This is a genomic window from Actinoplanes sp. NPDC049802 (assembly GCF_040656595.1).
Taxonomy (GTDB): Bacteria; Actinomycetota; Actinomycetes; order Mycobacteriales; family Micromonosporaceae; genus Actinoplanes.
In genome coordinates, this window is sequence record NZ_JBFAMR010000041.1 from 21,796 (window position 1) to 48,150 (window position 26,355).

Here is a 26,355-nt window from a genome sequence, read left to right on the forward strand (position 1 = left end):
GGGGCGATTGTCACTGAGTATCATTCCGCCTTACCTGGCGTCCCAATCGGTGTTGATCAATACGGAGGGTGATCGGCGCCCGGTGCGCCGTCTCGATCACGAACGCAGCGGAGGACCGTTGAGACCAAGTGTCCCGGAAAATCTCGCCCCGGCTTTGATCCCGGCAGGGCTCCCCGGCCGTATCTCAGGCGACGGGGAAGGGTCCGGGCGGAGGTATCGATGCATGCGGTGGCCGAGGAACGGCTCGCGCCGGAGAGGGTGCGCGTGATGGCACGGCAACACTCCGGTGGTAGGTGGCAGGCTCTGGACGGTGGCAACCACGGCGACCAGGGCACGGTGATCCCGCGGCAGGGCCCGCGGCACGAGGCCGCTCCGAGCAGCGCTCCCAGCCACGAGGACACCCTCGTGCGGACGCTCTACGAGGAGCACGCGGGCCCGCTGCTGATGTTCGTGCTGCGGCTGACCGGCGGCGACCGGCAGCGCGCCGAGGACATCGTGCAGGAGACCCTGCTCCGGGCCTGGCGCAACGCGCACCGGCTCGGCGCCCAGGGCCAGCAGTCGCTGCGCCCCTGGCTGGTCACCGTGGCCCGGCGGATCGCCATCGACGAGCACCGCAGCGCCAACGCGCGTCCCGCCGAGACGTACGATCGGGAGCTGGAGAGCTTCCCGACCACGTCCGACGAGACCGACAAGGTGCTGCAGTCGATGACGGTTTCGGACGCTCTCCGGCAGCTGAGCCACTCGCACCGGGAGATCCTGATCGAGACGTACTTCCGTGGCCGTACCGTCCCGGAGGCCGCCGAGGCGCTGAACCTGCCGCTGGGCACGGCCAAGTCGCGGGTGTACTACGCTCTGCGCGCGCTGCGTACCGCACTACAGCAGCGGGGGGTGACGGAATGACGCAGGAGCAGCACTACGACGTCGCGTCGTACGCCCTCGGCATCCTCGACGACCGTGATGCCGCCCGCTTCGAGGACCACCTGATCGACTGCGCGCAGTGCGCGTACGAGCTGGAGTCGTTCGTCCAGGTGGCGGACGTCCTCTCGACCGTCGACGCCGAGGCGTTCGTGGCCGCCGAGCGGTCCGGGCAGGACGGCGCGGTGCTGAACCGGATGATGCGTGAGGTCGGCGCGGAGCGGCAGCGGGCCAACAGCCGCCGGCTCTACTCGCTGGCCGCCGCCGTGGTCGTCTTCGCGATGCTCTCCATCGGCGCGCTCTTCGCCGGCGGCAGGTGGCTGGCCCCCGGCCCGGAGGCCCCGGCGGAGACCGGCGCGCAGCGCGGCGGCGAGCAGCTGGACCAGCTGCCGAGCGCCGACGGTGTGGCCATCGGTGGCACCAAACTGCCCGGCGACAACTACAGCGGCACCGACAACCGGACCAACGTGGCCGCCGCGGTCGGTCTGCTGAAGAAGGACTGGGGCACCCAGGTCTCCTTCGCGGTCGCCAACATCACCGGACCGAAGACGTGCGCCCTCTTCGTGGTGCGCACCGACGGCACGGCCGAGAAGGTCGCCGACTGGACGGTGACCGAGACCGGGTGGGGCACCGCCGCCAACCCGACCCCGCTGATGCTGCAGGCGGTCACCGCCACGCCACGGGACAAGATCGCGCACGTCCAGGTGCAGGAGATCACCGCGACCGGCGCGGGTCAGACACTGGTTCGCGTTCCGTAACCGTACGACCACGAAAAGGCCCGGCCGCCCACGCGGCCGGGCCTTTTTCGCGCACCGGGTCCTCTCTTAACGTACGGCCGGGCCGGAAGGTTCAACCGAAAAATCATTGATTTGATCCATCCGAATGTTCAACCGACTTCGCACCCTCTCCGTACTACTGCCCGGAAATGGTAGAGCCATGAAACAGCCGGGAGGGCTCGTGGTACCGGAGAAGCGAAAGTTGTCGGTCGTCGGCGCGGCGCTGGCGGCGGTGATCACACTGCCCGGCTGTGCCCCGGCCGGATTCGACGCCGGCGCCGCCGACTACGGCAACGCCGCCGAGCCGGCCTCCAACGACGTCCAGGCCTCACCGGGCGCCACCGAGGAGGCCGTCGCCGATGGCGCCGACCCCACGGCCGAGGCGACCGCGCCGGCCGACCCGGCCGACGGCGGGGAGGCGAACACCCCGGAGATCAGCGACGAGGTGGCCACCACCGAACTGAACGCGGCCAAGGTCGCCCGGATGGGCAGCACCGTTCAGGACGAGGACGGCTTCGTCCTCTACCGCTTCGACAAGGACTCCGACGACCCGGCGAAGTCGAACTGCAACGGCGACTGCGCCAAGATCTGGCCGCCGGCGGTCACGAACGACGGTGAGCCCACCCTCAAGGGCGTCGACAAGTCCCTGGTCGGGACGGTCACCCGGGCCGACGGCACCAAGCAGCTCACCCTCAAGGGCTGGCCGCTCTACCGCTACATCGGCGACAAGAAGCCCGGTCAGTGGAAGGGCCAGAACGTCAGTGGCACGTGGTTCGTCATCACCCCCACCGGCACGAAGAACCTGACCTGTCTGCCCGCCGTGTCGAAGCCGGTCGCTCCGCCGTCCGGCGACGACACGTCCGGCGAGGCCGGCAGTGACGGGTCCGGCGGCGACTACAGCTACTGATCCGGCACACACGAGGCATTGGATGTTGGAGGACACGATGAGGACCCGCCGTACCCCCCGATGGCTGGTCGGCACCCTGGCCCTATCCCTGGCGTTCATGCTCGCGCCGGCCGGGGTGGCTCACGCCGCCGAACCCGTTCCGGTGCCGCAGACCTCGGGCCTGCCCAACAAGGGCACGGGCACGGTCAGCGCCGCGGACCGTGACTTCGTCATCAAGGTCCGGCTGGCCGGCCTCTGGGAGGTCCCGGCCGGGAACATGGCCGTGGAGAAGTCGAACAACGCGACGGTACGGAAGATCGGCCAGTCGATCGCGGCGCAGCACGTCGCGCTGGACAGCCTGGACCGCACCGCGGCCAAGAAGCTCGGGATCAGCCTGCCCAACAAGCCGAACGGTGACCAGGAGGCGTGGCTGAACGAGATGCGCACCGCGGCCACCCCGGAGCAGTTCGACCAGATCTTCATCGACCGGCTCCGCGCGGCCCACGGCAAGATCTTCCCGGCGATCGCCACGATCCGCGCCACCACGCGCAACGACACGGTGCGCGCTCTGGCGCAACAGACCAACCAGTTCGTCGCGACCCACATGACCCTGCTGGAGAGCAGCGGCATCGTCGACTACGCGGCGCTGCCCACGGCGCCCGCGCCGGCCGCCGCCGGACAGGGCCCGGTCCCGATCGACAACCAGATGCTGGTCGCGGCGACCGAGGGCGAGAACATGCCCGGCCTCAGCAACACCGTAATCCTGTTGGTCCTCGCTGCCGCGCTGGTGGTCGGGGTCATCACGACCATGCGCATCTTCCGCGCGCGGTAATTCGAAATCGCCCACGGCGACGAAGAAAGGTGTCACCCATGCGAAGGTCCAAGTACCGCCGCGCCAATTCCCCGACTTGGTTCAGCGGTCGGCGCCGCATCATCGCCATCGCCGCAGCCTCGGCGGCAGCGTTCGGTGGCGTTGTGACCGTCACGCAGATCTCCAACGCGGCCACCGAGGACACGGTCACCGACCGGGCCCTGGCAGCGTGTGACGACCTGCAGGCGCCGAACTCCACACGGCTCTCGACCCAGACCCGGAAGGGTACGTACACCACGAACAACGGCAACGTCACGCAGCATGCGGACGATGGCGCCGGCGACGTGGCGACGACCGCGGAGGTGCGCAACCGCTGCCGCGAGTGGGTGTTCGAGAACGTCGCCACCGAGAGCGAGGCCACCACTTTGGCCCGCCGCGACCGTGGCAACAACAACGGTGGCGGCCGTGGCAACAACGGCGGCAACAACGGCGGCCAGGCCAGCGCCGCGCCGTCCGACGCGGCCACCAGCGCCCCCGCCGGCGAGGCCGGCCAGCCCGCGGGCGAGGCCGGCCAGCCCGCGGGCGAGGCCAGCCAGCCCGCCGAGGAGGAGCAGAACAACGGCGGCGGCGACCAGAACAACGGTGGGAACAACGGCGGCGGCGACCAGAACGGTGGCGGCGACCAGGGCAACGGCGGTGACCAGGGCGAGGAGCAGCCGGACCCCGCTCCCACCGCGACCACTCCTCCGCCCGGCGCCGGTCTCGGCATCCTCACCAACAGCTGTGAGACCTCGGACCTGGAGGCGCACGACGGCTTCCAGCGTGGCAACCGGTGTGTCTCGACCGAGTTCGGTGAGGTCGGCGCGGCCGCGAACAACCCGACGCTGCTCATCACCCGCGCCCCCCGCGTGGTGAACCGGAACGCCCCGTTCACCCTGCAGGTCAGCACCCGCAACCTGATCCGTGACCGCTTCCTCGCGGCCGGCCAGGGCGGTTACTACGTGGAGTCCAGCGTGCTGCAGGGCGGCCTGGTCCGCGGTCACTTCCACACCGCGTGCCGGATCCTGGACAGCCAGAACCAGGCGCCCGCCCCGGACCCGGTCCCGGCGTTCTTCGTCGCGACCGAGGACAGCCGCGGTGGCGCCCAGCCGGACACCGTCGCCATCCAGGTGCCGGGCTTGCCCCAGTCGGGCACCTTCCAGTGCTCCTCGTGGGCCGGTGACGGTTCGCACCGTACGCCGATGATGGAGCGCGCCAACCAGACGCCGGCCTTCGACTCGGTTCGCATCCGGGTCCGCTGACCGGCGACCACCACCGACCGCGGACGCCGCTGCCGCCGTCGCCGTACCGGACCGGGCCGGGGTTCCCACCCCGGTCCGGGCCCCCCTTCGGTCCGGCACTCGTCCTTCCCCCTGCCGGACGAGAGACGCGGCAGGACCGCCCGGCCACCACCGGGCTCGGCGCCGCGGAGGGAGACCGGACCGACTCGGGCGTCCGGTCACCACACCGATGGCCCTGACCCCGGAGCACGGTCAGGGCCATCGGCCTGTTCCGTGCGGGCACGCCCGGGCGCGGGGGTGGGATAGTGGCGCGATGACCGTGACCCGACGGCTGGCCCCACCGGAGCGCTATCAGTTCGGCGCCTCGGTGCGGCCGTTGCTGGTTCCGAAGCACGATCCCTGCGGTCGGCTGGACACCGACGGGTTCCGGTTCGCGATGCGTACGCCCGAGGGGCCCGCGTCGTTGCACCTGGCCCGTGCCGCCGGGGAGTTGGTCGCGACCGGCCACGGGCCGGGCGCGGAGTGGGCCGTCGACCGCGCTGACGCGATCGCCGGGCTCCGCGACGATCTGGGCGGCTTCCCGGCCTTGGCGGCGCGGCATCCGCTCGTCGAGCGCCTGGCCAGGACCTTCTCCGGGGTACGCCTTCCGGCCACCGGACAGGTCTTCCCGCGACTGCTGCGCGCCGTTCTCGAGCAGAAGGTGACCGGCAAGGAGGCGCACCGGTCGTACCGTGCGGTCTGCCGTCGTTTCGGTGAGCCGGCGCCGGGCCCGGGGGATCTGCTGCTGCCGCCCGACCCGGCCGTCGTGGCGGCCACCGCCTACTGGGAGTTCCATCCGTTCGGCGTGGAGCAGCGCCGCACCCAGGCCCTGCTGCGGGCCGCGCTGGTGGCGGACCGGCTGGAGCGATGCGCCGGCCCGGCCGAGGCGACCGCCCGGATGACCGCGCTGCCCGGCATCGGTCCCTGGACCGCCGCCGAGACGGTCCGGTACGCCTACGGCGACCCGGACGCGGTGAGCGTCGGTGACTTCCACATCCCGAACACGGTGGCCTGGGCGCTGGCCGGCGAGCCGCGCGGCACCGACGCCCGGATGCTGGAGCTGCTGGCGCCGTTCGAGGGTCACCGGGGCCGGGTCTGTGATCTGCTCGCGATGGGCGGCGTCCAGGCCCCGAAGTTCGGTCCCCGGATGCCGCTGCGGTCGTTCGCCGGGTTCTGATCTGCCCCACTCCGCTACCGTGGTCGGAAATGCGTGATTTGTCCCGAAGGGCGGGTTGATGGGTGGCGTCGGTGGGCCGGTCCTCCTGGTGCTTCTGCTGATCCTGGTCAACGCCGTGTTCACCGGCAGCGAGATGGCGCTCATCTCGCTGCGGGAGGGTCAGGTGCAGCGCCTCGAACGGGAGTCCCGCCCCGGCCGGGTGCTGGCCCGGCTCACCCGCGACTCCAACCGCTTCCTCGCCACCATCCAGATCGGCATCACCCTGGCCGGCTTCCTGGCCTCCGCGGTGGTCGCCCTCTACCTGTCGAAACCGCTGGTCGGGAGGCTCGGCTTCCTCGGCACCGCGGCCGAGCCGGTGGCCACCTTCCTGACCACGGTGGTGCTCACCTTCGTGACGCTGGTGCTCGGCGAGCTGGCGCCGAAACGGATCGCCATGCAGCGGGCCGAGGGGTGGGCGCTGCTGGTGGCCCGCCCGCTCGACCTGCTGTCCAACTTCTCCCGCCCGGCCGTCTGGCTGCTCGGAAAAGCCACCGACGGGGTGGTGAGCCTGGCCGGCGTCGACCCGAACGCCCAGCGCGACGAGGTCACCCCGGAGGAGATCCGCGACCTGGTCGCCGCCCAGCAGGAGATCTCCGCCGAGCAGCGGACCATCATCTCCGGCGCGTTCGAGATCGCTGACCGGATCCTGCGCGAGATCCTGGTGCCCCGCCGCGACGTGCTCACCCTGGCCAGCGGGTCGCCGGCCGCCGGGGCGCTGCGCACCCTGATCGACGGCGGCCACTCCCGGGCGCCGGTGATCGGCAAGGCCGGGCTGGACGACGTGATCGGGGTGGTGCACCTGCGTGATCTGGTCGGCGCGTCCGGTGCGGTCGACGCGGTGGCCCGGCCGCCGCTGTTCCTGCCCGAGACGCTGCGGGTCACCGACGCCCTCAAACAGTTGCGGGCGGAACGGCAGCCGCTCGCCCTGATCGTCGACGAGCGCGGCGCCATCGACGGCATCGTCACCATCGAGGACCTGGTCGAGGAGATCGTCGGGGAGATCTACGACGAGACCGACCGGGACGTCGCCTCGACCGTGCGGGAGGCCGACGGCGCCCTGCTGATGCCCGGCTCGTTCCCGATCCACGACCTGCCCGACGTCGGCTTCCACGGCCACCCGCCGGAGGAGGGCGACTACACCACGATCGCCGGGATGGTGCTGGCCGCGCTCGGGCACATCCCGACCGAGCCGGGTGAGGTGGTGACCCTGCCCGAGTTCACCGCCGAGGTGACCGAGGTGACCGGGCGGGCCATCACCCGCGTCCGGGTCCGGGCGCTGGCGGAGCCGGTCGACGCGGACTGACGTGGTGTGCGACGTGCCGGGGCCGGTGGCAATAGGCTTCGATGCATGACAGAGTCGTCGAACGCCTACGAGTACCTGGACAACGTCGATCCGCGGGAGCAGGCCCGTCTGTCGGCGGTACGCCGATACCGGTTGGTGGACCAGCCCGTCGAGGACGCGTACGACCGGATCGCCTTCGTGGCCGGCGCCCTCTTCGGCACTCCGATCGCCACCGTGTCCCTGGTCGAGCAGGACCGTGTGTGGCTGGCCGCCTGCCAGGGCCTGAACGGCGTCCGTGAGGTCGGCAAGGAGCCCGGCCTGTGTGCCTCGGTGATCGCGCAGGACGACGTCTACGTGATCAACGACGCCGCGGTGGACCCGCGCACCCTGGAACATCCGCTGGTCCGCGGCGAGCTGGGCCTGCGGTTCTACGCCGCCGCGCCGATCCGGACCCACGACGGTTACCGGCTCGGCACCGTCAACGTGATCGACAGCGTGCCCCGGGAGGCCGGCCCGCGGCAGCTCAAGGCGCTGGAGCATCTGGCCTCGATCGTCGCCGACGAACTGGAGCTGCGGCTCATGGTGATCCGCAGCGCCGCCGCCGAACAACGTATGCGGGAAACGGTGAACTGATCTGCTCCGGTGGGTAAGAGAGGAGCATGCTGATCTGGAGTTTCATTCGCCGTGCCGTCCTCACCGCCGTTCTCGTCCCACTCGGTGTCGCCGGGGCCCGCAAGCTCAGCGACCGGGTCGAGCGCCGGCGTGGTCCCAACAACCGTGTGTCGCGCCTGCTCCGGCAGGGTGCCGACACCGCGCAGGCGTTGTTCGGCCGGAAGAAGAAGCGCCGCTTCGGATTCCGCTGATTGATTTTCGCGCGGACCGGGTAACGGCGGCGACATGCGAACCCCCCGCACGATCGCCGTCGTCGCCCACCAGCGGAAGACCCTCGGTGGTGGGCTTGACGAGCTACGCCGCCTGCTGACCGGCCGCGGTGTCGAGAACCTGATCTGGCACGAGGTCCCGAAGAGCCGGAAAGCCCCGAAACGGGTCCGTGAGATCGTCCGGAACGGCGCCGACCTGCTCGTCGTCTGGGGCGGTGACGGCATGGTCCAGCGCACCCTCGACGTGCTCGCCCGGGAGAAGGGCGGCCGCAAGATCCCGGTCGCGATCATGCCGGCCGGCACCGGAAACCTGCTGGCCGGCAACCTCGGCATCCCGGACGACCTGGAGAAGGCCGTCGAGATCGCCTTCACCGGCGACCACCGGCGGCTCGACCTGGGCCGGCTCGCCGGCGAGCACTTCGCCGTGATGGCCGGCGTCGGCTTCGACGGCGCCATGATCAAGGACGCCGACGGTGGCCTCAAGGACCGGCTCGGCAAACTCTCGTACGTCTGGACCGGCCTGCGCCACGTCAACGGCGAGGCTCCGCGCGTGAAGATCAAGATCGACGGCACGGACTGGTTCGACGACGAGGCCAGTTGCGTCCTGATCGGTAACGTGGGCACCATCACCGGCGGCATCCAGGCCTTCGACGACGCGGCGCCCGACGACGGCTGGCTCGACGTCGGCGTCGCCACCGCCCAGAACGCCCTGGAATGGGCCCGGGCGCTGGGCACCATGGCGGTCACCCGCTCCGACCGCTCGCCGTTCGTCCGGATGACCCGCGCCCGCCGCGTCGACGTCAGACTCGCCTCGAAGCTGGAGTACGAGCTCGACGGCGGCGCCCGCGCCAAGACCAGGAAGATCTCCGCCGAGGTGGTCCCCGGGGCGGTCCGGATCTGCGTCCCGGCCGAAAAGCCTATGGCCTCCGACGGCGCCGCTGCGACAACCTGACCCTCTCGACACAGCGGGAGGGCGGATGGCGGGGCGGCACCTCGCGGCGGCCGAAGAGGTCACCGCCGTCCTCGACGCCCTCGAAGCACATCGCGTCGACGCCTGCGTCGGCGGCGGCTGGGCGGTCGACGCGCTGCTCGGCGAGCAGACCCGGGAACACTCCGACCTCGACCTGTGGGCGCCCGCCGGGCATCTGGAGTGGCTTCTGCGGGCGCTCGCCAGCCGGGGCGTCGACCGCATCTTCCCGTGGCCCGGCGACCGCCCGTGGAACTTCGTGCTCCACGACGGCGCCCGGCTCCGCGTCGACCTGCACCTCTACGAGCGGCTCCCGGACGGCAGGCTGCACTACGGCTCGGCCGTCGACGGGACGACCTTCCCGGCCGGGGCGCTCGACGGGCAGGGCGTCATCGGCGGGCAGCCGGTCCGCTGCGAGGTCCCGGAGTGGGCGGTGCGCTGGCACACCGGTTACCCACCCCGGGCCGCCGACCGGCACGACGTGCCGCTGCTCTGCGCCCGCTTCGGGATCGAACTCCCGGACGGTTTCTAGACGATCTGCTGCCACCAGCCGTCGACCGGCGGCGGGTTGTCGACATCCACCCGCTCGCCCGGCCGCGGCACAGCCAGCCGCACGCCCCGGGCCTTGGCCTCCCGCCAGGCCCGGTCGGCCGGTTCCGCCCAGTCGTGCAACGCCAGGTTGAAGGTGGCCCAGTGCACCGGGATCATCAGCCCGCCGTTCACGTCGACGTGGGTGGACACGCCGTCCTCCGGGGTCATGTGGATGTCCGGCCAGTCGTCGCCGTACGCCCCCACCTGCACCAGCGTCGCGTCGAACGGGCCGTGCTCGGCGCCGATGGCCGCGAACCCGGGGAAATAGCCGGTGTCGCCCGAATAGAACACCTTCCGCGCCAGGCCCGCGATCACCCAGCTGGCCCACAGCGTGTCGTCGCGGGTCAGCCCCCGGCCGGAGAAGTGCCGGGCCGGCGTCGCGGTGAACTCGATCCCGGCCACCGTGGCCCGCTCGTTCCAGTCCAGCTCCACGATGCGGGTCGCCGGGACGCCCCAGCGCTCCAGATGCGCGCCCACGCCGAGCGGCACCAGGAAACGGGCGGCCTGAAGGTCCACCAGCGTCTGCACGGTCGCCATGTCGAGGTGGTCGTAGTGGTCGTGGGAGATCACCACCGCGTCGATCGGGGGCAGCTCGCGCAGCGGGACCGGCGGCTCGTGCAGGCGGCGCGGGCCGGCCAGCCGGGACGGGGAACAGCGCTCGCTCCACACCGGGTCGAGCAGGACCCGCCGGCCCTCGATCTCGATCAGTGCGGAGGAATGCCCGTACCACGTGATGTGCAGGCCGTGGGCGTCGCCGCCCGGCGGCGGGGTGAGCACCGGGACCGGCAGATGCGGGCGGCGTGCCTCCCGGCCGGTCAGCGCCGCCGCGGCCAGCCGCGGCATCGACGCGGCGGTCACCTCGGTGGCCGGCACCGTGTTGCGGAACTTCCCGCCGGAGAACTGTGGTGACGACTCCACCCGGGTCCGCCGGGCGCCCCGCGCCCGGGCGCCGAGCTGCGCCGGAATGTCGCGGGCGGCCCACACCGCCGCGGCGCCCAACGCCAGAGCCATCACGGTACGGGTACGCCTTCGCTTAGCCATGGCACCCAGTCTGACCTGCCCCGGTTGGCGACTGCCACCGTGCCACTCAGCCTCTCCTCAGTAAGTGACCGGTATGACACACTGCCGCGGTGACGCTCGACACCCTCCAAGCGCAGCAGCACCTGATCGTGCGCCAGCGCATCCGTCTCATGGTCAACCAGTACGAGGTTCACTCCGTCGACCCGGCCACCGGCGCGGAAGCCGGGATCCTCGCCTTCGCCCAGCAAAAGCGGCTGGCGTTCAAGGAACAGGTGACCCTCTACACCGACGACACCAAGCAGACCCCGCTGCTCGGTTTCAAGGCACGCCAGGTCATCGACCTCGGCGCGACCTACGATGTCACCGACGTGGACGGGCAGCCCATCGGCCTGTTCCGCAAGGACTTCGCGGCCTCGCTGCTGCGGTCCACCTGGATCGTCGAGCAGCCCGGCTACGGCCAGGCGACCGGTCAGGAACGCAACCAGTGGGTGGCGATCCTGCGGCGGTTCGTGGACTCCATGTCGTGGCTGCCGTACCACTTCGACTTCACCGTCCAGGGCCGGCCGGCCTTCTCGGTGGTGCGCAAGTGGGGGCTTCGGGACACGTACCGGGTCAGCATCCACGACCCCGGCATGGACCGCCGCCTCGTCGTCGCCATGGCCGTCGCATTGGACGCGCTGCAGTCCCGGTAAGTTTCCGGGCATGGACGATCCACGTGCCCAGCGTCTTTTCGGTGATCGTCTGGTCGCCCCCGGTGACCTGGCGTCGAACCCGTTCCGGGTGGACCGGGACCGGATCGTCAGCTCGACCTTCCTGGCCCGTCTCGCCGAGGTCACTCAGGTGATCAGCCCCGGCGGGGCGGGACTGGTGGTGCACAACCGGCTCACCCACAGCCTCAAGGTGGCGCAGGTGGGCCGGGCCATCGCCGACCGGCTGCGGGCCGCCGCCCCGGACCTCGCCGAGAAACTCGGCGGCTGCGACCCGGACGTCGTCGAGGCGGCCGCGCTCGCCCACGACCTCGGGCATCCGCCGTTCGGCCACCTCGGTGAGCGCGTGCTGGACCGGCTGGCCCGGCACCGGCTCGGCCTGGCGGACGGGTTCGAGGGCAACGCCCAGTCGTACCGGATCGTCACCAGCACCGAGATCCGCGGGCAGGCGACGATCGGGCTCAACCTGACCAGCGCGGTCCGGGCGGCGATCCTCAAATACCCGTGGACCCGGCTCACCCACCCGGACCCGCACCCGCGGTTCATGGACCCGCCGCCACGGGGCGCCGCCGCACCACCCGACGACCCGGACGGCGGTTCCCTCAAGTTCGGCGCCTACTCGACCGAGATCGCCGACGCGCGGGCGGCCCGGGCCCCGTTCGCCGGGCGGGTCGCCGACTGGCAGCAGACCGTCGAGGCCTCGGTCATGGACACCGCCGACGACATCGCCTACGCCATCCACGACCTGGAGGACGTGCACCGCCTCGGCGTCCTCCAGCAGGGCCTGGTCGCCACCGAGCTGATGGCCTGGCAGCGCTGGGGCCCGAAGACCGACCTGAACCGGGCCGGCGGCGCCATCGAGTCGCTGCGCCGCCGACTGCACCGCAAGGACGGCTGGATCGCCGACGACGAGGCCTTCGCCGGCGCCGTCGAGCTGGTCCGCGCCGAACTGGTCGACGGCCTCCTGGCCCGCCCGTTCGACGGCTCCCTGGAAGCCGAGGCCAGGGTCGCCTCCTTCTCCGCGAACTGGACCCGCCGCCTCGTCGACTCGGTCGAGATGATCGCCCAGCCGGCCGTCCGCAGCGGCCACGTCCAGCTCGCCCGCGCCCAGTGGCACGAGGTGCAGATACTCAAATTCGTCCAGAACCGCTTCGTCCTCGAACGTCCCGACCTCGCCCTTCACCAGCGCGGCCAGGGCCGCCTGCTGTCCTCCCTGGTGGAGGCCCTGCTGGCGTGGCTCACCGACCCCGACGAGGAACAGCGCCTGCCACCCCGGCTTCGCGACCTGGTCGAACTCGCCGAAGCCGAACTCCCGCCCGGCACCCCCGACCGCATCGCCCGGGCCCGCGGACGCGCCGTCATCGACTTCGTCGCCGGCCTCACCGACAGCCAGGCCGTCGGCCTTCTCGAAGCCCTCTCCGGCCGCTCCCGCCAGCTCTGGACGGACGCTCCGGTCCTGTGACCGCAGGATCCCGATCCCACAACCTTTCTCCGGTACGCGGTGGACCGCTCCCGCCGAAATCCGCCCGTCCCGCCGGCTCACGCGAGCCTGATCGGGCGGCTGGCGCCGCACGATCCGGCCCGGGCGGCTGGCGCCGCACGGGCCACCGGGGCCAGCCGCACGATCCGGCCCGGGCGGCTGGCGCCGCACGGGCCACCGGGTCCAGCCGCGCGATCCGGCCCGGCGGCCTGCGCCGCACGGGCCACCGGGGCCAGCTGAGCCCCAGGGCTGCCTGACGGAGTCCGGGACAACCTCCGGGGCCGGCCGGGAGACAGTGGCTGGCCCCGAGCGCCGCACGGGCCACCGGGTCCAGCTGGCCCGCTGGCCGATTGTTCTCCGCGCCTTCCCGCAGCCGGTAGGTGCCGGCCGGCGCGCACGGTGGGCTCTGCGGGGTCGCTCACGCGTGTCGTCGCGGTGGTCCGGGCGCACAGTCGGTGCGCTGTGCGCGCCCGCCCGGCCGGCGAGGGCGGGGCGAGCGATTCGGCCGTCAGGGGTCAGAGCGCTGACGCTGCTGGTGAATCGACGAAACGGTCCGGCCGGGGCGCGTCATCCACGATGGTCGCCGAGGTCAGTGGCGTGACGGCCACGAAGCCGGTCCCCGATCGGTGAGTTCGCCGGCAGAGTCGTATGCGTCCGGGAAACCCGACACCCGCAACGGGTGTCGTCACACCCGCACCGGGTGTCGCATTCTCACCGCACACGTGGCTGCGGACGCCGGCCCCGGGACCTCCGGGCGACACCGCATCAACCGACGTCCACGCCAACCGGCTCGCCTCCCCCGAGCCCGACCGGTCCGGTCCGGTCCGCGCAACGCCCGCGGGTTCGGCGGGCACGTCATCCGCGGCGGCACCGGACCGGCTGACCTGCGAATAGACCCGCAGGGTCAGCTCTGGGGTCAGCCGGACCCGGTGGCACGTGCGGCGCCAGCCGCCCGATCAGGCTCGGGTGAGCGGGCGGGACGGGCGGATTCGGTGGGGGCGGTCCACCGCGTACCGGGCAGGGGAGGTTCTGGGTTTCGTGCCGCCGGGGAGCGGAAGTGGCGGTCTGGCCGGGAGGGTCAGATCAGCAGGCCGCCGGTGGCGCGGAGGTTCTGGCCGGTCAGCCAGGCGGCGTCGGGGCCGCTGAGGAAGGCGACCACCGCGGCTATGTCGCTGGGTTGGCCGAGGCGCTGGAGTGCGGTGAAGGCCGCCGTCTGGGCCAGCGACTCGGGGGTGTTGGCCGACTGGAGCATGTCGGTTTCGGTGGCGCCGGGGGAGACGGTGTTGACCGTGATGGCGCGGGGGCCGAGTTCGCGGGCGGCTACCGCGGTGATCTGTTCCAGGGCGGCCTTGCTCGCGCAGTAGAGGGCCAGGCCGGGCGCCGGGACGGCGGTGTTGAGGGTGGAGATGTTGACGACCCGGCCACCGTCGCGGAGCAGAGGGATCGCGGCCTGGAGGAGGAACAGCGGGAACCTCGTGTTGATCGTCAGGATGCGGTCGAAGTCGGCCGGGGTGAGGTCGGCGATCGTGCCGCGATGGGTGACCGCGGCGTTGTTGACCAGGATGTCCAGGCCGTCGCGGACCGGTTCGACCACGGCCGGGAGGGTGGCGAGGTCGGCCTGGTCGCAGCGGACCGCCTGCGCGCCGATCTCGGCGGCGAGGGCGTCGGCGGCGTCCTTCGACTCGTGGTAGGTGAACACCACCCGGGCGCCGTCGGCGGCCAGCCAGCGGGCCACCGCCCGCCCGATGCCGCGTGAGCCGCCGGTGACGAGTGCTGTCTTTCCGGTGAGAGGCTTCATGCCTGCGCACGTTACGCGGCGCCGGCCGGCTGGTCTTGACGGAATTCGCGCGGGACCGGGTGGATCATCGGGTGCGGGGGATCAGCCGCAGCGCCGCGGGGGCGTGCGCCGGGACCGCGGGGGAGAGCGGCGGGATCGGATCGACGCGGCGGTAGGTGTCGCCGAGGGCCGGGCGCTGGTCGGGTTCGCCCTTGTTGGGCCAGAGGGCGGTGGCCCGCTCGGCCAGCGCGGTGATCGTCAGCGACGGGTTCACGCCCAGGTTGGCTGGCACCGTCGAGCCGTCGATCACGTGCAGGCCGGGATGCCCGAAGACCCGGTGGTACGCGTCGACCACCCCGGTCTCGGGCGACTCGCCGATGGTGGCGCCACCGAGAATGTGCGCGGTGAGGGGGATGTTGACGATGTCGCCGACGGTGCCGCCGGGGTGGCCGCCGATCCGGTCGGCGATCCGCCGCACCGCCTCGTGGCCGACCGGGATCCACACCGGGTTGGCCTTGCCGTGTCCCAGGCTGGTGGTGAGCCGGCCGAACCGGGTGCGCCGGACCGTCAGCGAGTTGTCGAGGGTCTGCATGACCAGGGCGATGATGGTGCGCTCGCTCCACCGGCGCACCGACAGGGAGTGCCCGAAGACGACCGGGTGGCGCAGGGCCTGCCACAGGAACCGGACCGGGCGCGGCACCCGGCCGCCGCCGTCGACCAGGATCGTCGACAGCAGGCCCATGGCGTTGCTGCGCGGACCGTACCGGACCGGCTCGATGTGGGTGTCGGCGTCCGGGTGGAACGACGAGGTGATCGCGATGCCCTCGGAGAACGGCCGTTCCGGCACCTCCTTGGTGGCCGCGCCGAGCAGGGCCTCGGAGTTGGTGCGGGTGAGCCGGCCGAGCCGGCCGGAGAGCCGGGGCAGCACACCGGAGTCCTTCATGGCGTGCAGCAGGCGCTGGGTGCCGAGCGCCCCGGCCGCGAGGATCACCTGGCCGGCCGTGAACGTGCCGGCCCGGGTCTCCACCCGCCAGCCGTCGCCGTCCGGTCGCAGCGCGGTGACCTCGGTGTCCGGGTGTACCACCGCCCCGGCGCGTTCGGCCAGGTAGAGGTAGTTGACGTCGAGCCGGTTCTTGGCGCCCACGGCGCAGCCGATCATGCAGTTGCCGCACTCGACGCAGCCGGTGCGGTCCGGCCCGGCGCCACCGAAGTACGGGTCCGGCACGGTCTTGCCCGGTTCGCCGAAGAACACGCCGACCGGGGTGCGCCGGAACGTGTGCCCGACGCCCATGTCCTCGGCCACCTGCTGGATCACCACGTCCGAGGCGGTCATGCTGGGCTGTTCGGTGACGCCCAGCATCCGGGACGCCTGGTCGTAGAACGGGTCCAGTTCGCCGGCCCAGTCGGTGATCCCGGACCAGTGCGGGTCGGCGAAGAACGGCGCCGGCGGCCGGTAGAGGGTGTTGGCGTAGACCAGGGAGCCTCCGCCGACCCCGGCCGCGGACAGCACCATGATGTCCTTGAGCAGGGTGATCCGCTGCATGCCGCGCAGCCCGAGCTTGGGCGCCCAGAGGAAGTTGCGCAGGTCCCAGGAGGTCTTGGGCAGGGTGTCCGGGGTGAACCGGCGGCCGGCTTCGAGCACGCCGACCCGGTAGCCCTTCTCTGCCAGCCGCAGGGCGCTGACGCTGCCACCGAAGCCGCTGCCGACGATCACGATGTCGTAGTGCGTCATCGTGTCACCTAAGCATTACTCGCCGGTAACTCTCAATAGCCGCTTTCAGCCGGCGTTAAGTCCCCCGCAGGTGGACGGCCGCACGCTGCCAGGCATGTCCAAGAATTCCGTGTACCGGCTCTCCGCGGCCGCCCTCATCGCCTGCGCCGTGCTCAGCGTCCTCGGTGGCGCGGCCCACCCGATCCACGAAGGTCAGGCGCACACCGCGCACACCCTGACCCAGCCGATCTTCCCGTACGCCCACTTCGCCATCTATCTCGGCGCGATCCTGCTGATGGTGGGCCTGCCCGCCGCGGCCGTGCATCTGGCGCCGCGCATCGGCCGGATCGGGCTCGCCGGCCTGGCCCTCTACTTCGTCACCAACGCGGTGGCGGTCCAGGGCGGACTGACCGTCGAGGGTTTCGTCGTCCCGGCGCTCGCCGCCGACCCGTCGGCCCGGCACCTGATCGACGAGACCGGCGCCATCACCGCGGCCACCTGGTTCAACAACATCCAGATGGTGGCCGGCCTGCTCTTCATGCTCAGCATGATCCTGCTCGGGATCGGCCTGTTCCGCTCCGGCGTGGTGCCCCGCTGGACCGGCGCCGTGCTGATCGCCGGAGCGGTGTTCCTCCTCGTGGTGCTGCCCGCGATCCCGATGCTGCCGCTGGTCACCGGGCTGCTGATCGAACTGCCGCGCGGCCTGGCCGTCGCCATGATCGGCGTGGTGATGATCCGGTCGCTGCGCCCGGCCGGCACGGCGCCCGCCTGGCGCCTTCAGGAAGGCGCCAGCGCCTGACCGGCGACGGCCCGCGAGGCGCGCGCCCGGGCGAGCAGCTCCCCGGCGGCGGCCCGGTGCCGGGCGGCCGCCTCCGGCTCGCCCAGCGTCTCGGCGACCATGGCGAGGGCCTCGTCCACCGGCCCGGCGTAGAGGGTGCCGGAGTCGGGGCCGGCCAGGCGGCCCGCGAAGGGCAGCAGTTCCGCGTACGCCTCCGCGCACGCGGAGAGGTCGCCGAGCCGGGCGGCGGCCCGGGCCCGCAGCGCCGTCCAGCCGAGCCAGTAGTAGCCGCGGGACACCGGGCGCCGGGTCGCCCACTCCCGCCGCGCCTGCTCCTCCCGGCCGTCGTCCAGCAGGGCCAGCACCAGCGGCTCGGTGACCTCGCCCGGGAAGGCGGCCTGCACCGCCTCCAGCTCCGGCCGCACCGGGGACAGGTCGCCGCGGGCCACCCCGGCCCCGATCCGGCCGACCATCGCCATCAGCGCGCCGTTGACCGCACCGTGCTCGGTCAGCAGCCGGGCCACCTCCTCGTAGCGGGCCACCGCCTCGTCCACCCGGCCGGCGATCAGGTCCAGCAGCCCCGAGAAGATCGACAGCACGGTCAGCAGCACGCCGAGCCGCCCGGTGTCGGAACGGGCCAGGGCGAGCCGCATCTCGTCCAGCGCCCCGTCGAGTTCGGTCCGGGCCGCCGTCTCCAGGAACAGCAGCCAGTGGGCGACCGCCTCGTGGTCCAGCTCGCCCGCGGCGACGGCCACCCGCAGGTACTCGGTGGCCGCGGCCCGTCGCTCGTCACGTAGATCGGGGCCGAGCGTGGCGTACGCCCGCACGTTGAGCGCCGCGCACAGCAACCGTGGCTCGCCCGCCTCCCGGGCGTGCGCCAGCGCCTCGCCGCTGATCCGGATGGCGGCCGCGTCGTCGGCGCCCTCGAGTTCCCGGAACCGGGCGATCAGCAGCCGTGCCCGGGTGGCGGCCGAGATCTCCGGCCGGTTCGTCTCGGCGTCGAGGGCGGCGAGCACGTCCGGGTCGGGTGGCCCCTCCCGGACGGTCCAGATCAGCGGCGCGTCCCAGGCGGTCAACGGTTCGACCGCCCGCCCGAGCGGCCCGGCCACCGCGACCGCCCGCAGGTACGCCGTCCGCGCCCCGGCCGCGTCCCCGGCCCGGGCCAGCGCGGTCACCGCCGGGACCAGCACGTCCAGCAGTTCCCCCGGACCACCGGAGGACACCGCGCCGGTACGCCGTCCGGCCAGCTCGTGCAGTCGCAGCGCCGCGTTCCGGTGGCGGGCCGCCTCGCCCCAGGCGCCGGCTCGCTCGGCCTCCCGGGCAGCGTCGATCACGTACGGCACGGCCCGGTACGCGCTGTGCGCCCCCGCCGACGCGACGGCGTGCCGGGCCAGGGTGGCGGCGTCGGCGCCCCGGCGTTCCAGCACGTCCAGGGCCGAACCGTGCAGACGGGCCCGGCGCAGCAGCGGCGTGTCCTCGTACAGGGTGTCCCGGACCAGCGCGTGGGCGAAGCGGACCAGCCCGGGCGCCGGCTCGTCGAGCAGCCCGGCCAGGATCGCGGTCTCCAGCGCGTCCAGCAGGTCGTCGGCGTCCCGCCCGGCCATCTCGGCGAGCATCTCGACGTCCACGTCCCGGCCCAGTACGGCGGCCTGGCGCAGCGCGGTCGTGGCGCCGTCCGGCAGCCGGGCCACCCGTCGGCGCAGTACCTCCCGGACCCCGGCCGGCACGGCGGTGTCCGCGGCGGACGGTCCCACGGCGACGATCAGCCGGGCCAGCTCCCGGACGAAGAGCGGGTTGCCGCCGGTGCGCTCGGTGAGCCGGCTGATCAGGGCCGGGTCGGCGGAGCGCAGCCCGTGTTCGGCGGCCAGCCCGGCGACGGCGGCGGCGTCCAGGCCGCCGGGCAGCAGATGCCCGGCCGTCCGGGCGAGCAGTGCCCCGATGGTGGCGCCGAGCTCGTCGCCGACCTCGGCGGTCCGGTAGGTGGCCAGCGCCAGCACGGGACGGGCCGCGAGCCGGTCGACGGCCTGGCGCAGCACCTGCAGGGTGAGATCGTCGGCGCGGTGCAGGTCGTCGAGCACCACGACGGTCGGCCCGCCCGCGCCGAGAGTGGCGGCCACCGCCTGTCCCAGCCGGAACGGGCTGGGCCACTCCGGTCCGGTGAGCGGGTCGGCGGCGCCGAGCGAGGTCAGCGTCTCCGACCAGGGCCAGCCGGGTGGGGCGCCCTCGACCTCGGGGCAGCGGCCGTGGGCCACCCGCCAGCCGTGCCCGGCCAGGTTGCTCGCGGCCGCCTCGGCCAGCGTGGACTTGCCGAGACCGGCCTCACCGCCGATCCAGACGATCCGGGCGCCGGAGCGTTCGGCCTCTTCGGCGGCGGAGGCGATCGCGGCCAGTTCGGGCTCCCGCCCGACGGCCACGACGACGGGCCGTTCTCCGGCCGCGAGAGCCGGGCGTTCCCCCGGCCGTTCTCCGGCTACGAGAGCCGGGCGTTCTCCGGCTACGAGATGTGGCCGTTCTCCGGCTACGAGAGCCGGGCGTTCCCCGGCCGCCGCGGTGAGGCCGGGAAAGACCGGCGCGCTCAGATGCTCCGCCTGGGCCAGCACGTCAGCCTCCAGCGCCCGCAACGCCGGCCCCGGATCCACGCCCAGCTCCTCGGCCAGATGGGCGCGGGCCCGCCGCAGCACCCCGAGCGCGTCACCCTGTCGCCCGGCCCGGTAGAGCGCCAGCGCCAGAAGCCGGACCGCCTCCTCCCGGCCGGGGTGGTGGCGCAGGTGGCGTTCCAGGTCGGCGATGGCGGCGCCGGTGCGGCCCAGGGCCAGCTCGGTCTCGGCTCGCGACTCCACGGCGGACAGTCGCAGTTCGGTGAGCCGGGCGACTTCGGGGACGGCCCACGGTTCGTCGGCCACCTCGGCGTACGCGGTCCCGCGCCACCCGGACAGCGCCGCCCCGAGCAGGGTGAGCCGTTCGGCGGGCGGGACGGTGGCGGCGCGGCGCACCAGGTCGTCGAAGTGCCAGGCGTCGACTGCCGTGACGGGCAGGCTCAGCGCGTACCCGGGTGGGCGGCTGATCAGGGTGCGGGCCGGCGCCCGGCGTGCCCGGCCGGGCTCCAGGGCCCGCCGCAGGTGGGAGACGTGCACCTGGAGCACGGCCAGCGCCTTGGCCGGGTCGCCGTCGCCGCGCAGGTCGTGGATGAGCCGGTCGGTGGAGACGACGTCGCCGCCGGCGGCGGCGAGCCGGGCGAGCACGGCCCGCTGGCGGGGCCCGCCGATGTCGGCCGGCGCGCCGTCGAGGGTGGCCGTGGTGGGGCCGAGCACGGCGACGGCGACCTGGGGCACGCCACGACGGTATCCTCCGGCGCTGACCTGTCAAGCGACCGTTGACGCAGCCCCCTCAGCCGGCCGTCCAACCGGTCAGCGCCGGTAGATGCGGATCGAGTGCCCCACGTTGCCGATCTCGGTGCTGCTGGCGATCCAGTTCTTGAGCCGTGGCCCGGCGAGCGCCACCCGGGAGTCGGAGACCACGAGCAGCCCCCGGACCTGATCGTCGGGGACGGTGTACGGGTCCCGCGCCGTGATCCCGTAGTACCCGGGCACGCCGGACCCCTTGTAGACGAGCCACACCGGCTCGCCCGGATGGTCGGCGCGCAACCGCTGCCCGAGCCGGGCGAGATCCTGGCCCCAGTCCACGTTGGCGTCGTGCAGGTGCAGGTGGGTCCGGTCCGTCCCGCCGAAGGCCTCGTTGGAGTAGGGCAGGTAGTAGGGGAACGTCAGCAGCGAGCTGACCGCCACGAAGGCCACCAGGACGGCGGTGCTGATCCGCGCCCACCGGACCCGGATCAGCGCCACCGTGCCGGCCGCCACGGCCAGGAACATGGGCAGGAACACCGAGTAGCGGGTGCCGAAGTTGCGTTCCCCGGCCATCCCGACGGCGAGCAGCAGCGCGGAGACCGGCAGCACGTAGAGGGCGGCCGCCCGCAGGCGCGGGATCACCAGCATGGTGACCGCTCCGGCCGACCACAGCGCCAGCATCCCGAGCGGCGTCTTGATGGCGATCGCGGCGGGCAGGTAATACCACGGTGAGCCCTGGTAGGCCTCGCCCAGCAGGAATCCGCTGAACGACCGGTTCTCGAAGCGGAACTGGATCAGCATCCCGTCCTGATAGGCCTGCGGGAACGGCAGCAGGTCCACGGCCAGCCGCTTCAGCCAGTGGATCTGGTCGAGGCCGGGCGGGGTGGTCCAGCGCAGCCGTGGATCGACCAGCAGGTAGGTGATCCACACCACGGCCACCGCGATCACTCCGGCGCCCAGCGCCGCTCCCACGGCGATCATCAGGCGGCGCCTCCGCTGATCGGTCCGGTTCCGCCAGGTCGACAGTCCGGCCAGAAGCAACAGCAGGGGTACGGCGGGAAGCACGCTCATCCGGGTCGCCAGCGCCGCGCCGAGAGCGGCCCCGGCCAGCGGCACGTACCACGTGGGCCGGGTCCGGGCCCGCCACGCCAGCCAGAACGCGGTGAGCAGCATCCCGGCGGCGGGCACGTCCAGGGTGGCGAGCGACCCGTGCGCGATGACGTCGGGGGAGAAGCTGTAGAGGGCGAGGGCGATCAGCCCGGCGAGCGGCCCGGCCACGTCCCGGGCGAAGACCAGCACGACCAGCCCGAAGAGCAGGGTGAGCAGGATGATCGGCAGCCGGGCCAGGAGCATCAGCCGGAACGGGTTGTTGCCGGTCTCGTAGAGCAGGTGCCGGCCGAGCCGGGTCTGGTCGCCGGGGTGGGCGGGGTCCAGTTCGGCCCCGGCGAAGGCGGTGCCGACCGCCATGATCAGTTTCCCGAGCGGCGGATGCTCCGGGTTGTAACGCAGGCTGTGCTGCTGCCGGTACACCTCGGCGGTGGCCACGTAGACCGGCTCGTCGATGGTCGGCGACTGCTGGACGGCCGTGGTGACCATCGCGAACGCCATCTGCCCGAGCATCGCCAGCACCGCCAGCAGGTAGAGCGGACGGCGTCGTGGCATCCGGCCAATCTAGCCGGGAAGGGGCCGGGGACCCACCGCCCGGGTGACCTCCGGCCCGGGTTCCCGGTGGCGGAACGGGAGCACCCCCCGGCGGACGGGCCGCCGGGGGGTGCTTCGCGCGGACGGTGTCAGACCGTGGACGGAACCCGCTCGTCCTCGTCGTGGCCCGCCTCGTACTCCTCGTAGGCGGCCTGGGCGGCGGCCAGCTTGGCGGGGAACTGCTGGCAGGCCCGGAACAGCTTGAAGATCAGGAACGCCTCGAAGGCGAGCAGGCCGGCGCCGACCGCGATGGTGACCGGGAAGATCAGGCCGGTGATCGGGCCGATGATGAAGACCGACATCTCGTACTCGATGCCGCTGATCAGGTGGGTGCGGATCCGGTTGCGGCGCAGCGTGGCGCCGATCCGGTTCTTCGCCGAACCGCCGCCGGCCGGGGTGGGCTCCGGCATCTCGTCGACCGGCTCGGCCATCTCCGCGGCCGGCTCGGCCTGCACCCGCATCGGCTTGAGGTACGCGTTGAGCTGGTCCTTCATGCTGCGGCGGACCTTGGTCATCTGGGCGCTGTTCAGGTAGCGGAACAGGTCCAGGAAGATCGCCACGGACATCAGCCAGAGGTACGCGACGTCGCCGGTCTTCGCGTACTGCCCGCCGAAGAGGCAGAGGCCGATGATGAAGACCCGGACCCGGTCGAGAACGAAGTCGAGCCACTGCCCGAACATCGTGCCGGTGCCGTTCAGCCGGGCGATCTTGCCGTCCATGCAGTCGACCACGAAGCTGATGTGGAACAGAATGCCACCGGCGACGAGGTACCACCGATCGCCGACGGCGAAACAGGCGGCCGCGCCGAAGCCGAAGATCGAAGCGACAAGGGTCAGAATGTTTGGCGTGATCCACCGATACGGCGCCACCTGACGCACCAGTCGCGACGCCAGGGGGTCGACCAGAAGCACGGTCCACCAAGCGTCGACCGGCTTGTAGGTCCGTTCCCGGATCTCCTGCAAGGTCACTTTCACCCGCGGCACTTTATCCCTTAATCCCATGAAAACGCTATGTACCCCGCCGGTTCATCAAGGTCACTACCAGCGGTAACGCCTTTCGCGGCGGGGGGTAGCCGAATTCTGCTCAGTTGTTACGAACCAGTGTCAATTCTGGGCGTGGCAGCGGCGCCGCGCACCCGGAGACTCTACGCCCGGCCCCGGACGGTCCGGGACCGGAGCCCTATTGATCATCTTCATGGTCAGCGGGCGCGCAACTCCGCCCCGACATCGTGCAGGTGACGCAGCGCCTGCCGGTACGACTCGATCAGACCGGTCATCTCGTACGGCACTCCGATCTCGGCACAGTAGTCACGCACGATCGGCTGGGCCGATCGCAGGTTCGGCGTCGGCATCGCCGGGAACAGGTGGTGCTCGATCTGGTAGTTCAGCCCGCCCAGCACCACGTCGACGAACCATCCGCCACGCACGTTACGTGAGGTGAGGACCTGCTTGCGCAGATAATCCTCGGTTCCGTCCGGATGGGGCATCCCCTTGTGGTTCGGGGCGAAGGTGAGACCCAGGTAGACGCCGAACAGCGCCTGATGCACCACGAAGAAGACCAGGGCCTGCAGCGGGGACAGCACGATCAGCAGCGCGGCGGCGTACCCGATGAAGTGGAGGGCGAGAAGCGCGGACTCGAGGCCGCGCCGCTTGACCGAGCCGGCACGCAGCGCGCGGACGCTGTCCCGCTTGAGCGACATGCCCAGCAGAGTGAGCAGCGGGAAGAAGAACCAGGCCTGATGCCGGACCACGAAACCCTTGCCACGGGCCTGCTCCGCCGACCAGACCAGTACGTCCGGGCCGACGTCCGGGTCGAGATCGTCGTGGTTCGGGTTGGCGTGGTGTTTGGTGTGCTTGTCCATCCAGTAGCCGTAGGACATGCCGATCGCCAGGTTCCCGGCGATCAGCCCGGCCCGCGCGCTCGGCGCGTTGGTGCGGAACACCTGCCGGTGCGCCAGATCGTGCGCCACCAGGCCCACCTGGGCGAAGGTGACGGCCAGGAAGACCGCCACGGCCAGCGTCCACCACGAGGCGCCGACCAGGGCGAAGGCGGTCCACCCACCGATGTACGCGAGAGCGACCAGGCTCAGGCGCACGGCGTAGTGTCCAGGGCGGCGGCGCAGCAGTCCGGCCGCGTTGATCCGGCGGTTCAGTTCGGCGAAATCGCTGCCCGACCGTGTCTCGGCTGTCGTCGTCATGTGGTCCAGCAAACACCCTCGGCACCACCGGGGCAGGGAAGCCAGGACCCCGCACCCTGGTAGGGCTGGCACTACCGACATCCCGGCGGCGCCCGGCCAGGATGGGGTCATGGACTCGCGTGACTGGATCCGCGACGGCCTGTACGCCGTGGCGGGCGCCGCGTACGCCGTCCCCCTGGCCCTGCTCAACCTCCCGCTGCTGGTGCTCTTCGCGGTGGCGCTCGTGCTGACCCCGGTGCTCGGCCTGGGGCTGGTGCTGCTGCCCCTGGTGACACTGTTGATCCGGGCCCGCGCCGACCTGGCCCGCCGGCTCGCGGCCCGGTACGGCGTGCCGATCGCCCGGCCCTACCGGCCGCGCCCGGAGCGTGCCGTCCTCGGCGGTCTGCGCCGCTACCGGTGGCTGATCACCGACCCGGCCACCTGGCGGGACGTGGCGTGGCTGCTGCCCGGCGCGGTGGGCGGGCTGATCCTGGCGGGGCTGTCGCTGGGCATCGTCGCCTACGGGGTTCAGGGCATCCTGCTCATCCCGCTCTGGGTCTCCGTCGGCGTGGACGGGTACGGCTACGGCGCGATCTGGCCGATCGACACCGTCGGCGAGGGTTTCCTGTCCCTGCCGCAGGGCGCGGTGATCCTGGCCGTCGGCGTCGCGGCGGCTCCCTGGCTGCGGCAGGCGGAGGCGTACACGGCGCGGCCCTTCCTGGCACCGACCCGTGCCGCCGAGCTGCGCCTGCGGGTCAGCCAGCTCACCGTCACCCGGGCCGGCGCGGTCGACGCGCAGGCCGCGGAGCTGCGCCGGATCGAACGGGACCTGCACGACGGCGCCCAGGCCCGGCTGGTGTCGCTGGGCATGACCATCGGGCTGGCCGAGGAGATCATCGAAGACGACCCGGCCGCCGCCCGCAAACTGCTCGCCGAGGCCCGGGAGAACAGCACCACCGCCCTGCACGAGCTGCGCCACCTGGTCCGCGGCATCCACCCGCCGGTGCTCGCCGAGCGCGGTCTGGAGGGCGCGGTGCAGGCGCTGGCCATGGCTCTGCCGATCCCCACCGCGGTCACCGCCGTCGTGCCCGGCCGGCTGGACACGCCGGTCGAGTCGGCCGCCTACTTCGCGGTCGCCGAGGCGCTGGCCAACGCGACGCGGCATTCCGGCGCCGCGCACGCCTCGGTGGAGGTCCGGCACAGCGGGGGCCTGCTGATGCTGCGGGTCAGCGACGACGGCCGGGGCGGGGCCGACCCGGGCGGCGGGACCGGCCTGCGCGGCATCGAACGCCGTCTCGCCGCCTTCGATGGCACGATGAGCCTGTCCAGCCCGCCGGGTGGACCGACCGTCGTGACCATGGAGCTGCCGTGCGCGTTGTTCTCGCCGAGGATCTCGCCCTCCTCCGGGACGGCCTGACCCGGCTGCTGGAGGCGTACGGGTTCGCGGTGGTGGCCGCCGTCGAGGACGGGCCGTCGCTGCTGCCCGCCCTCGTCGAGCACCGTCCGGACGTGGCGGTCATCGACGTCCGGCTGCCGCCGACCTTCACCGACGAGGGGCTGCAGGCGGCGATCGCGGCGCGTACCACGGTCCCCGGCCTGCCGGTGCTCGTCCTCTCCCAGCACGTCGAGCCGCTGTACGCCCGGGAGCTCCTGACCGACCGCCGGGGCGGGGTCGGCTACCTGCTCAAGGACCGGGTGGCGAACGTGGCCCAGTTCGTCGACGCGGTCCGCCGGGTGGCGTCCGGCGGCACCGTCATGGACCCGGAGGTGGTCGGCCAGCTCCTGGCCCGCAACCAGCCGCCGCTGGCCGCCCTCACCGGCCGTGAGCGGGAGGTGCTCGGGCTGATGGCCGAGGGCCGGTCCAACGGGGCGATCGCGGCCAAGCTGTTCGTCGGGGAGAAGGCGGTCAGCAAGCACATCAACAGCATCTTCACGAAGCTGGGACTGCCGCCGTCGGACGACGACCACCGCCGGGTGCTCGCCGTCCTGGCCTACCTCAACGGCTGAGCGATCTCGA

At 72.4% G+C, this 26,355-nt stretch carries 23 protein-coding genes; 16 read left to right on the plus strand and 7 right to left on the minus strand.

Features of this window, described 5'->3' with window-relative positions:
• The first annotated feature begins 219 nt into the window (after positions 1 to 219).
• From AB0I88_RS25710 to AB0I88_RS25760, 11 genes are all read left to right on the plus strand, one after another.
• Positions 220 to 900, plus strand: a complete 681-nt coding sequence (locus AB0I88_RS25710; RefSeq protein ID WP_361029494.1) for a sigma-70 family RNA polymerase sigma factor — start codon at positions 220 to 222, stop codon at positions 898 to 900.
• On the plus strand, positions 897 to 1,673 hold the full coding sequence (locus tag AB0I88_RS25715) for a zf-HC2 domain-containing protein (protein WP_361029497.1): 777 nt from the start codon (positions 897 to 899) through the stop codon (positions 1,671 to 1,673). The genes AB0I88_RS25710 and AB0I88_RS25715 overlap by 4 nt, the downstream gene beginning before the upstream one ends.
• Before the next feature lie 178 nt (positions 1,674 to 1,851).
• Complete coding sequence (locus AB0I88_RS25720; protein ID WP_361029500.1) at positions 1,852 to 2,598, plus strand: hypothetical protein; 747 nt, start codon at positions 1,852 to 1,854, stop codon at positions 2,596 to 2,598.
• Between the two features lie 37 nt (positions 2,599 to 2,635).
• Positions 2,636 to 3,409 (plus strand): DUF4142 domain-containing protein, encoded by a 774-nt coding sequence (locus AB0I88_RS25725; RefSeq protein WP_361029503.1) that lies wholly within the window; start codon positions 2,636 to 2,638, stop codon positions 3,407 to 3,409.
• 143 nt (positions 3,410 to 3,552) lie between these two features.
• Complete coding sequence (locus AB0I88_RS25730; RefSeq protein ID WP_361029506.1) at positions 3,553 to 4,689, plus strand: Pecanex-like protein 1; 1,137 nt, start codon at positions 3,553 to 3,555, stop codon at positions 4,687 to 4,689.
• Positions 4,690 to 4,981: 292 nt separating this feature from the next.
• On the plus strand, positions 4,982 to 5,884 hold the full coding sequence (locus AB0I88_RS25735) for a DNA-3-methyladenine glycosylase 2 family protein (protein WP_361029509.1): 903 nt from the start codon (positions 4,982 to 4,984) through the stop codon (positions 5,882 to 5,884).
• Positions 5,885 to 5,942: 58 nt separating this feature from the next.
• On the plus strand, positions 5,943 to 7,226 hold the full coding sequence (locus AB0I88_RS25740) for a hemolysin family protein (RefSeq protein WP_361029512.1): 1,284 nt from the start codon (positions 5,943 to 5,945) through the stop codon (positions 7,224 to 7,226).
• Between the two features lie 45 nt (positions 7,227 to 7,271).
• Complete coding sequence (locus AB0I88_RS25745; RefSeq protein WP_361029515.1) at positions 7,272 to 7,838, plus strand: GAF domain-containing protein; 567 nt, start codon at positions 7,272 to 7,274, stop codon at positions 7,836 to 7,838.
• Positions 7,839 to 7,864: 26 nt separating this feature from the next.
• On the plus strand, positions 7,865 to 8,068 hold the full coding sequence (locus AB0I88_RS25750) for a hypothetical protein (RefSeq protein WP_361029518.1): 204 nt from the start codon (positions 7,865 to 7,867) through the stop codon (positions 8,066 to 8,068).
• 34 nt (positions 8,069 to 8,102) lie between these two features.
• On the plus strand, positions 8,103 to 9,038 hold the full coding sequence (locus tag AB0I88_RS25755) for a diacylglycerol kinase family protein (protein ID WP_361029521.1): 936 nt from the start codon (positions 8,103 to 8,105) through the stop codon (positions 9,036 to 9,038).
• A 25-nt stretch (positions 9,039 to 9,063) separates the two neighbouring features.
• On the plus strand, positions 9,064 to 9,585 hold the full coding sequence (locus AB0I88_RS25760) for an aminoglycoside nucleotidyltransferase (RefSeq protein ID WP_361029524.1): 522 nt from the start codon (positions 9,064 to 9,066) through the stop codon (positions 9,583 to 9,585).
• Here AB0I88_RS25760 and AB0I88_RS25765 read toward each other — a convergent pair.
• Positions 9,582 to 10,685, minus strand: a complete 1,104-nt coding sequence (locus AB0I88_RS25765; RefSeq protein WP_361029527.1) for an MBL fold metallo-hydrolase — start codon at positions 10,683 to 10,685, stop codon at positions 9,582 to 9,584. The genes AB0I88_RS25760 and AB0I88_RS25765 overlap by 4 nt on opposite strands.
• Positions 10,686 to 10,774: 89 nt before the next feature.
• Here AB0I88_RS25765 and AB0I88_RS25770 point away from each other — a divergent pair, with 89 nt between their 5' ends.
• Both AB0I88_RS25770 and dgt read left to right on the plus strand, forming a co-directional pair.
• Positions 10,775 to 11,356, plus strand: a complete 582-nt coding sequence (locus AB0I88_RS25770) for a hypothetical protein (RefSeq protein ID WP_361029530.1) — start codon at positions 10,775 to 10,777, stop codon at positions 11,354 to 11,356.
• A 10-nt stretch (positions 11,357 to 11,366) separates the two neighbouring features.
• Positions 11,367 to 12,833 carry a dGTP triphosphohydrolase gene (dgt, locus tag AB0I88_RS25775; RefSeq protein ID WP_361029533.1) on the plus strand — a complete coding sequence of 489 codons (1,467 nt, stop codon included), beginning with the start codon at positions 11,367 to 11,369 and terminating at the stop codon, positions 12,831 to 12,833.
• Between the two features lie 1,096 nt (positions 12,834 to 13,929).
• Here the strand turns inward: dgt and AB0I88_RS25780 are convergent.
• Both AB0I88_RS25780 and AB0I88_RS25785 read right to left on the minus strand, forming a co-directional pair.
• The gene (locus AB0I88_RS25780; RefSeq protein WP_361029536.1) at positions 13,930 to 14,649 is read right to left on the minus strand and encodes an SDR family oxidoreductase; all 720 of its coding nucleotides are present in this window, start codon (positions 14,647 to 14,649) and stop codon (positions 13,930 to 13,932) included.
• Positions 14,650 to 14,713: 64 nt separating this feature from the next.
• Positions 14,714 to 16,360: a GMC family oxidoreductase gene (locus AB0I88_RS25785; RefSeq protein ID WP_361029539.1), complete on the minus strand. Its 1,647-nt coding sequence runs from the start codon at positions 16,358 to 16,360 to the stop codon at positions 14,714 to 14,716.
• A gap of 94 nt (positions 16,361 to 16,454) precedes the next feature.
• On the opposite strand from AB0I88_RS25785, the gene AB0I88_RS25790 reads away from it, so the two are divergent.
• Complete coding sequence (locus tag AB0I88_RS25790) at positions 16,455 to 17,138, plus strand: hypothetical protein (RefSeq protein ID WP_361029542.1); 684 nt, start codon at positions 16,455 to 16,457, stop codon at positions 17,136 to 17,138.
• On the opposite strand, the gene AB0I88_RS25795 is transcribed toward AB0I88_RS25790, so the two are convergent.
• The 4 genes from AB0I88_RS25795 to AB0I88_RS25810 form a co-directional block, all read right to left on the minus strand.
• Entirely contained in the window at positions 17,117 to 20,449 is a 3,333-nt protein-coding gene (locus tag AB0I88_RS25795; protein ID WP_361029545.1) for a BTAD domain-containing putative transcriptional regulator, read from the minus strand. The two genes, AB0I88_RS25790 and AB0I88_RS25795, sit on opposite strands and share 22 nt — an antisense overlap.
• Before the next feature lie 75 nt (positions 20,450 to 20,524).
• Positions 20,525 to 22,123, minus strand: a complete 1,599-nt coding sequence (locus AB0I88_RS25800) for a phospholipid carrier-dependent glycosyltransferase (RefSeq protein WP_361029548.1) — start codon at positions 22,121 to 22,123, stop codon at positions 20,525 to 20,527.
• 128 nt (positions 22,124 to 22,251) lie between these two features.
• Positions 22,252 to 23,136: a CDP-alcohol phosphatidyltransferase family protein gene (locus AB0I88_RS25805; protein ID WP_361029551.1), complete on the minus strand. Its 885-nt coding sequence runs from the start codon at positions 23,134 to 23,136 to the stop codon at positions 22,252 to 22,254.
• A 224-nt stretch (positions 23,137 to 23,360) separates the two neighbouring features.
• Positions 23,361 to 24,359: an acyl-CoA desaturase gene (locus tag AB0I88_RS25810; protein ID WP_361029554.1), complete on the minus strand. Its 999-nt coding sequence runs from the start codon at positions 24,357 to 24,359 to the stop codon at positions 23,361 to 23,363.
• A 109-nt stretch (positions 24,360 to 24,468) separates the two neighbouring features.
• Here AB0I88_RS25810 and AB0I88_RS25815 point away from each other — a divergent pair, with 109 nt between their 5' ends.
• Both AB0I88_RS25815 and AB0I88_RS25820 read left to right on the plus strand, forming a co-directional pair.
• Positions 24,469 to 25,755: a sensor domain-containing protein gene (locus AB0I88_RS25815; RefSeq protein WP_361029557.1), complete on the plus strand. Its 1,287-nt coding sequence runs from the start codon at positions 24,469 to 24,471 to the stop codon at positions 25,753 to 25,755.
• Complete coding sequence (locus AB0I88_RS25820) at positions 25,707 to 26,345, plus strand: response regulator transcription factor (RefSeq protein WP_361029560.1); 639 nt, start codon at positions 25,707 to 25,709, stop codon at positions 26,343 to 26,345. Before AB0I88_RS25815 ends, AB0I88_RS25820 begins: the two co-directional genes overlap by 49 nt.
• Positions 26,346 to 26,355: the final 10 nt, after the last annotated feature.